The 10,951-nt window shown below is 69.9% G+C and carries 12 protein-coding genes and 1 tRNA gene; 5 read left to right on the forward strand and 8 right to left on the reverse strand.

Features of this window, described 5'->3' with window-relative positions; genetic code table 11:
* Positions 1-183 precede the first annotated feature (183 nt).
* On the forward strand, positions 184-498 hold the full coding sequence (locus tag ACWJ6R_RS20165) for a hypothetical protein (protein WP_449063722.1): 315 nt from the start codon (positions 184-186) through the stop codon (positions 496-498).
* A 39-nt stretch (positions 499-537) separates the two neighbouring features.
* On the opposite strand, the gene ACWJ6R_RS20170 is transcribed toward ACWJ6R_RS20165, so the two are convergent.
* On the reverse strand, positions 538-1,407 hold the full coding sequence (locus ACWJ6R_RS20170; RefSeq protein ID WP_449063723.1) for a GntR family transcriptional regulator: 870 nt from the start codon (positions 1,405-1,407) through the stop codon (positions 538-540).
* Positions 1,408-1,517: 110 nt separating this feature from the next.
* Here ACWJ6R_RS20170 and ACWJ6R_RS20175 point away from each other — a divergent pair, with 110 nt between their 5' ends.
* From ACWJ6R_RS20175 to ACWJ6R_RS20185, 3 genes are read left to right on the forward strand one after another with little or no spacing between them, the layout of a single operon-like run.
* On the forward strand, positions 1,518-3,011 hold the full coding sequence (locus ACWJ6R_RS20175; protein WP_449063724.1) for a replication initiator: 1,494 nt from the start codon (positions 1,518-1,520) through the stop codon (positions 3,009-3,011).
* Between the two features lie 39 nt (positions 3,012-3,050).
* Positions 3,051-3,275 (forward strand): helix-turn-helix domain-containing protein, encoded by a 225-nt coding sequence (locus tag ACWJ6R_RS20180; protein WP_449063733.1) that lies wholly within the window; start codon positions 3,051-3,053, stop codon positions 3,273-3,275.
* Positions 3,272-4,444 carry a site-specific integrase gene (locus tag ACWJ6R_RS20185; protein WP_449063725.1) on the forward strand — a complete coding sequence of 391 codons (1,173 nt, stop codon included), beginning with the start codon at positions 3,272-3,274 and terminating at the stop codon, positions 4,442-4,444. Before ACWJ6R_RS20180 ends, ACWJ6R_RS20185 begins: the two co-directional genes overlap by 4 nt.
* Positions 4,445-4,500: 56 nt before the next feature.
* Here ACWJ6R_RS20185 and ACWJ6R_RS20190 read toward each other — a convergent pair.
* From ACWJ6R_RS20190 to ACWJ6R_RS20220, 7 genes are all read right to left on the reverse strand, one after another.
* Positions 4,501-4,575: transfer RNA gene (locus ACWJ6R_RS20190), tRNA-Val, on the reverse strand.
* Between the two features lie 32 nt (positions 4,576-4,607).
* Positions 4,608-5,573, reverse strand: coding sequence for an ROK family protein (locus ACWJ6R_RS20195; protein ID WP_449063726.1), 966 nt, complete (start codon positions 5,571-5,573; stop codon positions 4,608-4,610).
* Positions 5,574-5,669: 96 nt separating this feature from the next.
* Positions 5,670-5,984, reverse strand: a complete 315-nt coding sequence (locus ACWJ6R_RS20200; RefSeq protein WP_449063727.1) for a hypothetical protein — start codon at positions 5,982-5,984, stop codon at positions 5,670-5,672.
* A gap of 57 nt (positions 5,985-6,041) precedes the next feature.
* On the reverse strand, positions 6,042-6,512 hold the full coding sequence (locus ACWJ6R_RS20205; protein WP_449063728.1) for a peroxiredoxin: 471 nt from the start codon (positions 6,510-6,512) through the stop codon (positions 6,042-6,044).
* 100 nt (positions 6,513-6,612) lie between these two features.
* Positions 6,613-7,041: a DUF3052 domain-containing protein gene (locus ACWJ6R_RS20210; RefSeq protein ID WP_449063729.1), complete on the reverse strand. Its 429-nt coding sequence runs from the start codon at positions 7,039-7,041 to the stop codon at positions 6,613-6,615.
* 140 nt (positions 7,042-7,181) lie between these two features.
* Positions 7,182-7,592, reverse strand: coding sequence for a secondary thiamine-phosphate synthase enzyme YjbQ (locus ACWJ6R_RS20215; protein WP_449063730.1), 411 nt, complete (start codon positions 7,590-7,592; stop codon positions 7,182-7,184).
* Positions 7,593-7,602: 10 nt separating this feature from the next.
* A complete protein-coding gene (locus tag ACWJ6R_RS20220) occupies positions 7,603-7,797 on the reverse strand; it encodes a DUF1918 domain-containing protein (protein ID WP_449063731.1) in 195 nt (64 codons plus the stop codon).
* Between the two features lie 253 nt (positions 7,798-8,050).
* On the opposite strand from ACWJ6R_RS20220, the gene aceE reads away from it, so the two are divergent.
* The gene (aceE, locus tag ACWJ6R_RS20225) at positions 8,051-10,798 is read left to right on the forward strand and encodes a pyruvate dehydrogenase (acetyl-transferring), homodimeric type (RefSeq protein WP_449063732.1); all 2,748 of its coding nucleotides are present in this window, start codon (positions 8,051-8,053) and stop codon (positions 10,796-10,798) included.
* The last annotated feature ends 153 nt before the right edge of the window (positions 10,799-10,951 follow it).

Raw genomic sequence — 10,951 nt, forward strand, 5'->3', positions numbered from 1 at the left:
AGCACCTACACCCTCACCCGTGGCCCAGAACCCTGATTAGCTGCGGAACCCAGGCATCATGGCCAGCACAGCGAGCACAGATCCAGATCCCTCGATGCTCAACCGGGTGATCAGTAGTGTGGAGCCGTGTCGGATGAAGAGACATCACGGCCAAGACCGAAGCCTCGTTCTGAGTGGCGGGACGTGTACGACTTCCTGGAGGAGATCCGGCACCGGCCGGGGATGTGGCTCCGCGGTGGTTCCCTGCGCGACCTGGAAGCGATGCTGATCGGGTATCGAGTCGCGTTGGACGTTCACGGCATCGAGGAACGGTTCGACTTCTGGCCGAGTGGGCCGTTCTCCGAATGGCTCGCCCGTTACGGCCGCTCCAGCGCGCTGGGCTGGGCGGCCGAGATCGAACGCCAGGCGGAACCTGGCACCACGCCGTTGGATTCGTTCTTCGTCTTCCTCGACGAGTACCGGGCCGAACAAGGCCAGGGCGAGGCGGAGGCCACGTAAGGTGCCGCGTTCCGCTCGAACATCCTTCCCGACGCTGCGCTAGATCACGAGGGCGATGCCGTTGTCGGCGAGTTCCTGCGGGGTGAACACGGCGCTGGGGTCGTCGGCGAGTTCGGCGCTGTAGCCGATCTCGTAGTGGTCGGCGGGGGCTTTGACCTCGGTGACCTCGATGGGGCGGCCGTTGTGGTGGGCCATGGTGCGGCGGATGACGAGGACGGCCTCGGCGTAGTCCATGCCCAGGTCGGTGCGTTCGTGTTCATAGGCGATGCGGGAGGTGGTCAGGGTCATCCAGCGGACGGGACCGTGTTCGCGGATGAGGTTCTGGTAGAAGAGGCCGGGGCGCTTGCGGTACTGCTGGAAGCGCTTGGAGTCATCCCAGTCGGGGAGCATGTCGGCGTTGGTGTAGGAGTTGATCTCCAGGCGGGCCGAGGCGCCGTGGATACGGGCGGTGTGGCCGCGGTGCCACATGCTGCGGCGGTGGATGACGGGGTGGCCGGCGCGGACGCCGAGGATGATCGCGGTGTCGCGGTTGGCGGTGATCTTCTCGCCGGTGAAGAGGGCGTCGGGGTCGGTGTCGCGCAGGGCCAGGTCCCAGCCGAAGGCTTGGATGTCGGGGTGGTTGCCGGGGGCGGCCAGGTCGGGCCGGTTCTGGTGGCTGATGAGGAGGACCTGGCGCTCGGGCATGGGGCGGACGAATGAGCCGCGTCCGCGCATGACGTAGGCGAGTCCTTCGGAGACCAGGGTGTCGATGGCCTTGCGGACGGTGGGGCGGGAGACGTCGTAGCGGCGGACGAGTTCGGGTTCGCTGGGCAGGGCGCCGCCGGGCGGGTAGCGGCCGTCGAGGATGGCGGTGCGCAGGTCGCCTGCGATGGTGCGCCAGCGGATGTCTTTGTCCTCGGTGGCTTCCATGGGCGTTTCCTCTCATGAATTGCAGGACTACTTGTACTACAGGTTGCGTGACACGTCGATGTACGGCAACCTGTAGTACAAGCTGAACTACATGCAGGGAGGTGGTTGTCATGAACGAGCACACCGAGCACGACAAGCGCGAGCACCACCCGGAATGGATGATCGACCTCGTCCGGTTGATCAACGATCCCGGGTACGACCGCTGGCGCTCCATGGTCGCCGCGACCGGCGGTTGCGCCCACCCGATCCACCTGGCCGGCGAATCGACCGTGGTGGACACGACGACCGGGGAGGTCCTGCACAGCTACACCACCGCCGACGAGCCGTCCGGGCACCTGCTGGTCGCCTGCGGCAACCGGCGGGCCTCGGTCTGTCCGGCCTGCTCACGGGTCTACCAGGCCGACGCCTTCCAGCTCATCCGGGCGGGCCTGTCCGGCGGCAAGGGCGTCCCCGACACCGTCAGCACCCATCCGCGGGCGTTCGTCACGCTGACCGCACCCTCGTTCGGGCCGGTCCACACCCGCCGGGAGCGCGACGGCACCGTACGGGCCTGCCGCCCCCGCGCACGGGACAAGCTCTGCCCGCACGGCGACCCGGTCGGCTGCCATGCCCGCCACGAGGAGGGAGACGACCGGCTCGGCCAACCGCTGTGCGCCGAGTGCTACGACTACACGGGTGCGGTGCTGTGGCAGGCCCACGCCGGGGCGCTGTGGCACCGCTTCACCCTGGAGGTCCGGCGCACCCTGGCCGCCGAGGCGGGGCTGAGCCGCCGGGAGTTCGGCCGCCGGGTACGGGTCTCGTTCGCCAAGGTCGCCGAGTACCAGCGGCGGGGCCTGGTGCACTTCCACGCCGTGATCCGTCTCGACGGCCCCGGCGGCGGAGCCGATTCGCCTCCGGACTGGGCCGATCACGGCCTGCTCACCCGTGCGATCGCCCCGGCGGTGCGGCACGTCCGGGTGACCTCCCCGCACAGCGGGCTGGGCCAGCGGGAGCTGGTCTGGGGTGATCAGCTCGACGTCCGGCCGATCCTGCTCGACCCGGACACGGGCGGGCTGAGCGAACGGGCGGTGGCGTCCTACATCGCCAAGTACGCCACCAAGGGCGCCGAAGCCTCCGGCACCGTCGATCACCGGCTGTCGTGCCCGGCCTGCAAGGGGCGCGGGCGGCTGGGCCTGGCGGCCTCGTGCGGGCGCTGCCGCGGCACCGGGCTGAAGCCGGGTCTGCATCTGGACGCGTTGCCGGTCACCGAGCACGCCCGGCGGATGATCCGCACCTGCTGGGAGCTGGGCGCCCGTCCGGAGTTCACGGCGCTGCGGCTGCGGCCGTGGGCGCACATGCTGGGCTTTCGGGGTCACTTCTCCAGCAAGAGCCAGCGCTACTCCACCACCTTCGGGGACCTGCGCGGCCTCCGCGCCCGCTACCGGGCCGCCGAAGCACGCGAGCGGCACGGCCTTCCCGCCCTGGATGACGCGACCACGCTCACCCTCGGCCACTGGCGGTTCGCCGGCACCGGCTACACCCCCGGCGAGGCGGTCCTGGCCGAGCACATCCGGCAACGCGTCTTCCTGGCCCGCGCCATCGCGGCGGAACGGGAGGACGGATGACCCCGGCCGGACCGCCCGGCGAACGAAGGCTCTATCCTCCTGGACGTCCTCCGCCTCCTCGGAACCCCCGAACCGCCCGGCGAACGAAGGCTCTATCGCGTCTGCGAGGCCATGCACCTGCTCAGCATGAGCCGCAGCGTGATCTACGAGCAGATCCGATCGGGCCGCCTGCGCTCGATCACCCAGGGCCGCACCCGGCTGATCCCGGCTTCGGCCATCTCCGACTGCATCGACCTACTCGAACAGGAGGCGAAGGCATCATGACCGCACGACGCAGCCGGGGAGACGGCGGCCTGCACTGGGACGAGCAACGGCAACGCTGGATCGCCACGGTGACGGTCGGCTACTCCCCCGCCGGAAAGCGCATCGTCAAGAAGGCCAGCGGCCGGACCAAGACCGAGGCCAAAGACAAGCTCAAGGAGATCATCCGTGACTACGACGACGGCCTCGCCATCGCCCCGGCCAACTACACCGTCGCCGACGCGGTGACGTACTGGCTCCAGCACGGTCTGGGCGGCCGGTCCGAGACCACGGTGAAGATGTACACCACGTTCGCCGACACCCATGTGATCCCGGCTCTGGGCGCGCGCAAGCTGCGTGACCTGTCGGTGGAGGACGTCGACCGGTGGCTTGCGGGGAAGACCACGGATCTCAGCACGCGCTCGCTCAAGCTGATCCACGGCATCCTCAACCGGTCGGTCAAGAGCGCGATGCGCCGCGACAAGGTGAAGCGGAACGTCGTGGACCTCTGCGAGATACCGGAGGGCCGCGAGGGCCGCACCTCCAAGGCGCTCACCCTCGCCCAGGCGACCGCGATCGTCACCGAGGCGGAGCGGGCCGGCGCGCGCATGCGGGCCTACGTCGTGCTCTCCCTGCTCATCGGGGCCCGCACGGAGGAGTTGCGCGCCCTCCTGTGGTCCCACGTCGTCGCCTTCGACGAGGAACGCGAGACGTGGCTGCCGGTCACCGAAGCGGGCTGGGAGCACGAGCAGTTCGCCATCTACGTCTGGCGGTCCGTACGGAAGAAAGGAGACACCAAGACCGTCAAGTCACGCCGTTCCCTCAAGCTCCCCCGGCGGTGCGTCGACGCGCTGCGGGCGCTCCGGGAGGAGCAGGAGAAGACGGGCGGCAGGCAGGCGGAGGCGGGCCTGGTCTTCTGCACCTCCACCGGGACCGCGATGAGCGCGGGCAACGTGCGCCGCGACATGCGGAAGATCATCGAGAGGGCGGGGCTCCGTGGCACCGACTGGACTCCCCGCGAGATGCGGCACAGCTTCGTCTCGCTGCTGTCGGCCTCCGGCGTCCCAATCGAGGACATCTCGCGCCTGGTCGGCCACCGCAACACGGTGGTCACCGAGACCGTCTACCGCAAGCAGATCCGGCCGGTGCTCATGCAGGGCGCGGAGGCCATGGACGACATCTTCAGGAGTTAATCACCCAGTTGGTCACTCACGCCCCGTTTCCATGATCGGAAACGGGGCGTTTTCGCTGGTGGGCACTACTGGGTTCGAACCAGTGACATCTCGCTTGTAAGGCGAGCGCTCTACCGCTGAGCTAAGCGCCCGGGGGACCCCATCGCACAGACGGGATACAACCTTACGGCACGGCAGGGGTTCTCGGCACATCGGGCGACCACGACGCACCCGCCTCCTGCGCCCCGGCCGCGCGCCAGCCGAGCAGCGCCGCGCCGAGCATGCCCGCGGCGACGCCCAGAGCCGCCTTGCGCAGCGGCGGGGCCGTACGGAACGTGAGCCGTTCGCCGAGCCGTACGGCCAGCGGATCGGACAGGAGGGGACCCGCCTCGGCCAAGCCGCCGCCCAGGACGATCGCGGAGGGGTCCAGCAGGAGCGTGTAGGTGGCCAGCGCGAGTGAGAGCGCCTCGACCGCGTCGTCCCAGACCTTCATTGCCAGCGGGTCTCCGGCGGCGGTCAGCGCGGCGACCTCCTCCGCCGTGGCGGGGGACGCCGCGCGGGCCGAGTAGCGGCGGGAGACGGCCGAGGCGGAGGCGTAGGTCTCCAGGCAGCCGATCTGGCCGCAGGCGCACCGCTCCCCCTCCGGGAAGACCGGGATGTGGCCGATCTCGCCGGCCCAGCCGGAGGTCCCGCCGTACGGTCCGCCGCCGATGACCATCGCGCCCGCGATGCCGGTGCCGATGGGCAGGAACAGGAAGTCGGAGAGTTCGCGGCCGGCGCCGAGCACGCTCTCGGCCAGGCCGCCGGTGCGCACGTCGTGGCCGAGCAGGACCGGGACGTCCAACGGGACCAGGTCGGCGGCGGGGACGTCGCGCCAGCCGAGGTTGGCGGCGTAGAGCGCGGTGGCCGTCGCGTCGTCGACGAGCCCGGGTACGGCGATGCCGGCCGCCGCGGGCGCCGTGCCGAACAGTTCCGCGCCGCGGGCGGCGAGGTCGCCGGCGAAGGAGCGGACGACGGCGATCACGTTGTCAGGGCCCAGTCCGGCCCCGGTGGGACGGCGGTCGGTCGCGGCGACCGTGCCGGCGCGGGTGACGATCCCGCCCTTCATCGAGGTGCCGCCGACGTCGACGGCCACCACGTACTCGCTCATCCCGGCCTTTCCCGATCACCGGCGCGGACGCGCCCCTCGCGGGGCAGGACACGTCGCCTGTCCTTTTTGCGGCGACTCACCCTAACCCAGGGCGGGTCAGGCCGGGGAGAACCGTCCGAGCACGCGGTCCAGCGCCGCCGCGACCTCGTCGGCCAGGCCGTCGGGCCGCTCGGGGTCCGCCTGGGGCCGGTCCGCGAGCCGTACGGCGCCGCAGGAGCGGCACTCCACCTCCCCGAGCCGGCAGATGAGCGCGATGGATCCGCATGAGGAGCAGGTGTCCAGATCCAGGTCGTGCACGCGCTGGCAGTCCGGGCAGATGAGCACCTGGGTCTGTCGGCGCACCCCGCGCTTCCAGGGGCTGGCGCCGCGGACCGGGTCGGTCTGCCGGGCCCCGCAGGAGAAGCAGGGCATGATCGCCTCCGAGTGGTCGAGGTCGGCGGAGCCGCGAAGGGTCCGCCGGATAACCGCTTAGGAAAGTTCGGCGAGCACCTTGAGGTACTCGGCGATGTCACGTGCCTCCGGGAGGGGGTTCACCACGCGCCAGCGGACCACGCCCTCGCCGTCGATGGCGAAGGTCCCGCGCAGCGCCGCGCCCTTCTCCTCGTCGAACACACCGTACGCCCGCGCGACCTGCCCGTGCGGCCAGAAGTCGGAGAGCAGTGCGAACCCGTAGCCCTCCTGGTCGGCCCAGGAGCGCAGGGTGAACACCGAGTCGGACGAGACGGCGAGGACCCGGACGTCCTCGGGGACGGCGGGGACGAGTCCGTCCCGCACCGCGGAGAGCTCACCGCGGCAGACGCCGCTGAACGCGAAGGGGTAGAAGATCAGCAGGACCTTGCGGCCGCGGTGGTCCGAGAGCCTGACCGGGGCGCCGTGCTGGTCCCTCAGCTCGAAGTCCGGAGCCGGCGAACCCACCTCGACCGCCGTGTGCACTGGCATGTCCGCTGGATCCTCTCACTCCGGTGGCGGATGGGCACACCATCATCCTGCCGTACGGCTCACGCGAGCCGTACGGCAGGGTGGACCCTTACCAGACCCCTTACCGGCGCGCCTTGGGTGTGGCCAGTCGCGTCCCCGACCAGTCGGGGGCGGCGCTGATGCTGCTGGTCTGCGAGAGACCCGCGGTCGTCGCGTCCTCCCCGATGTCGCTGGGCTCCACGTGGCCCTCTCGACCGGCCTTGGGAGTGAGCAGCCAGATCTGGCCGCCGTCGGTCAGGTTGGTCACCACCCCGCTCAGGGCGTCGAACAGGTCCCCGTCCCCGTCCCGCCACCACAGCAGCACGACGTCGACAACGTCCTCGTAGTCCTCATCGACCAGTTCGTTGCCGGTCAGCTCCTCGATGGAGTCGCGCAGATCGTCGTCGACGTCCTCGTCCCATCCGACTTCCTGCACCACTTGACCCGGCTTGAGGCCGAGCCGTTCGGCCAGGCTGCGTTCGCCCTGCGCCTGACCCGCGGTCGCGCTCACGTTCATCCCTCCTGCTTCGATGGCCCCGCCCCTTGTGCGGCGGTGCTCACAGTGCTTCGGCACAGTCCACACGCTGTGACCCTCAGTCGTCAACGGTCGCCACGGCAACGACTGGGCTACGCATGGATTAGTCCGATGAATCAGTCCGACAGAAATGACAACCGGACCCGCCGCTCGCGGTTGTCCACGTTGAGGTCCACCAGGGCGACGGACTGCCACGTACCGAGCGCGAGACTCCCGGCCAGGACCGGGACGGTGGCGTACGGGGGGATGAGGGCCGGCATGACATGCGACCTCCCATGCCCCGCGGATCCGTGCGCATGCCGCCACCGGTCGTCGGCCGGGAGCAGGTCCGCGAGCGCGGCGAGCAGATCGTCGTCGCTGCCCGATCCCAGCTCGATCAGCGCGATCCCGGCGGTCGCGTGGGGCACGAAGACATGCAGCAGGCCGTCCACGCCCCCGCACGACCGGACGAAGCTCTCACACTCTGCGGTGATGTCGTGCACCCGCTCGCGGGAGCCGGTCACCACCTCGATCATCTGGGATCTCACACGCGGAATCCTATGATCCGCGCTGGGCGGGCACGACGATCGCGTCCGGCCCGGGGACCAGCAGGCCCGTGTGACCGTCCTCGAACCGCACCAGATAGGGAGGTTCCCCCTCGTTCCCGCGCACTTCGAGGACCTCGCCCCGCCGGTCGTGGTGGCCGACCGTGTCGCCGTGGACCAGAATCTGATCCCCCACTGTCGCGCGCATTGCGTTCCTCCTTCCGAGGCGTCGGAATGCCGCCTCTTCAGGGTCGTACCCTGCGGTCCTCCGGAAAAGAGCGACCCCGGTGTTACCTTTCACATCCATTCGTCCTACGATCGGTGGTCTAGGCCACATCGTTGCCCCTGCCAGCGGGGACATCCTGGTTACCGGTCAGTAGAGATGCACTTTCCGGAGCAAGAGACCAGGATGGATGGTGACCGACACCAGACAAAAGTCCATCCTCGGAAGGCGAGACCCAGTGGCTTCCGGACGCCAGCGTTTCTCGATCATCAGCGACGGCCTACCCAGTCAGCTCCCTGATGTCGACCCCAGCGAGACCCAGGAGTGGCTCGAGTCGCTCGACAACGTCGTCAAGACGGAGGGCCGCACGCGCGCCCGCTACTTGATGCTCCGCCTGTTGGAGCGGGCGCGAGAGCACCAGGTCGGCGTCCCCGGCCTGCGCAGCACCGACTACATCAACACGATCCCTCCGGAGCGCGAGCCCTGGTTCCCCGGCGACGAACATGTCGAGCGGCGGATCCGCGCCTACATCCGGTGGAACGCCGCGGTCATGGTGACCCGGGCCAACGCCCGCACCAACGTCGGCGGCCACATCGCCACCTACGCCTCGGCCGCGTCGCTCTACGAGGTGGGCTTCAACCACTTCTTCCGCGGCAAGGACCACGGCGAGTCGGGCGACCAGGTCTTCTTCCAGGGCCACGCGGCCCCGGGCATCTACGCCCGGGCGTTCCTGGAGGGCCGCCTCAACGAGGCGCAGCTCGACGCCTTCCGGCAGGAGCTGTCGCACGGCTTCAAGGGCCTGCCCTCCTACCCGCACCCGCGCCTCATGCCGGACTTCTGGGAGTTCCCCACGGTCTCCATGGGCCTGGGCCCGATCGGCGCGATCTACCAGGCGCGGTTCAACCGCTACCTGCTGAACCGCAAGGTCAAGGACACCAGCCGCAGCCACGTGTGGTGCTTCCTCGGCGACGGCGAGATGGACGAGCCCGAGTCGCTCGGCGCGATCGGCGTGGCCGCCCGCGAGGAGCTCGACAACCTCACCTTCGTCATCAACTGCAACCTGCAGCGCCTCGACGGCCCGGTCCGCGGCAACGGAAAGATCATCCAGGAGCTGGAGACCTACTTCCGCGGCGCCGGCTGGAACGTCATCAAGGTCGTCTGGGGCCGCGACTGGGACCCGCTGCTGGCGGCCGACGTCGACGGCGTGCTCGTCAACCAGATGAACACCACACCCGACGGCCAGTTCCAGACCTACTCCGTCGAGTCGGGCGAGTACATCCGCGAGAACTTCTTCGGCGGCGACCCGCGCCTGCGCAAGATGGTCGAGCACCTGTCCGACGACGAGATCCGCAAGCTCTCGCGCGGCGGCCACGACTACCGCAAGGTCTACGCGGCCTTCAAGGCGGCCCGCGAGCACGTCGGCCAGCCGACGGTCATCCTCGCCCAGACCATCAAGGGCTGGACGCTCGGCAAGGACTTCGAGGCGCGCAACGCGACGCACCAGATGAAGAAGATGTCCAAGGCCGAGCTGAAGGAGTTCCGCGACCGGCTCTACCTGCCGATCCCGGACTCGGCGCTCGACGCCGACCTGCCGCCCTACTTCCACCCCGGCGAGAACGACCCCGAGATCGCCTACATGAAGGAGCGGCGGGCGGCGCTGGGCGGCTTCCTGCCCCGGCGCACGCTCCGCGCCAAGCCGATCAAGCTCCCCGGCGAGGCGGCCTACGCGCAGCTCAAGAAGGGCTCCGGCAAGCAGAACGTCGCCACCACCATGGCGTTCGTCCGCCTGCTCAAGGACCTCATGCGCGACAAGGAGATCGGCAACCGCTTCGTGCCGGTCATCCCGGACGAGGCCCGCACCTTCGGCCTCGACGCGATCTTCCCGACCGCGAAGATCTACTCGCCGCACGGCCAGACCTACGAGGCCGTGGACCGGGAGCTGCTGCTGTCCTACAAGGAGTCGACCGAGGGTCAGATCCTGCACGAGGGCATCAGCGAGGCCGGTTCGATGGCCTCGACGATCGCGGCCGGCACGTCGTACGCCACGCACGGCGAGCACATGATCCCGATCTACATCTTCTACTCGATGTTCGGCTGGCAGCGCACCGGCGACCAGATGTGGCAGCTGGCCGACCAGATGGGCCGGGGCTTCCTGCTCGGCGCCACCGCCGGCCGCACCACGCTGAACGGCGAGGGCCTGCAGCACGAGGACGGCCACACGCCCCTGATCGCCTCGACGAACCCCGCGGCGGTCTCCTACGACCCGGCGTGGGCGTTCGAGATCGGGCACATCGTCAGGGACGGCCTGCGGAGGATGTACGGCGAGACGCCGGAGAACGTCTTCTACTACCTGACCGTCTACAACGAGCCCTACCTGCAGCCCGCCGAGCCGGCCGACCTGGACGTCGACGGCCTGCTCAAGGGCCTCTACCGGTTCGCTCCGGCGCCGGCGGTCCAGGGCCCGAAGGCCAACATCCTGGTCTCCGGCGTGGCCGGGCCGTGGGCGATGGAGGCCCAGCGGATGCTGGCCGAGGAGTGGGGCGTGGCGGCCGAGGTCTGGTCGGCCACCTCCTGGTCGGAGCTGCGCCGCGAGGCGCTGGCCGTCGAGGAGCACAACCTGCTCAACCCGGACGCCGAGCAGCGCGTGCCGTACGTCACCCGGGCCCTGTCGAAGGCCCAGGGGCCGTTCGTGGGCGTCAGCGACTACATGCGCGCGGTGCAGGACCAGATCGCCCAGTGGGTGCCGGGAGACTGGACCTCGCTCGGCACCGACGGCTTCGGCCTGTCGGACACCCGCTCGGCGCTGCGCCGCCACTTCCACGTGGACGCGGCCTCGATCACCCTGGCCGTGCTCACCCAGCTCGCCCGGCGGAACGAGCTCGACGAGGAGGTGCTGCGCGAGGCCATCTCCCGCTACCACCTCAAGAACGGCGTCACCGAGGCCGGCGGCGCCGAGAGCAACGACACCCAGTCCATGGGTCTGTGAGATCCTTCCGGGTGGGACCTCCCAGGTGGGGGCCCCACCCGGAGCGGGGACGGGTGCCCCGTCCGGGGTGACGCGGAGGGGGAGCACGTCATGCGAGCAATCCGGGCGGCGGCCGCGACCGCGGCGCTGGCCGCGGCGCTGGCCGCCTGCAGC

The organism is Planomonospora algeriensis, assembly GCF_977012225.1.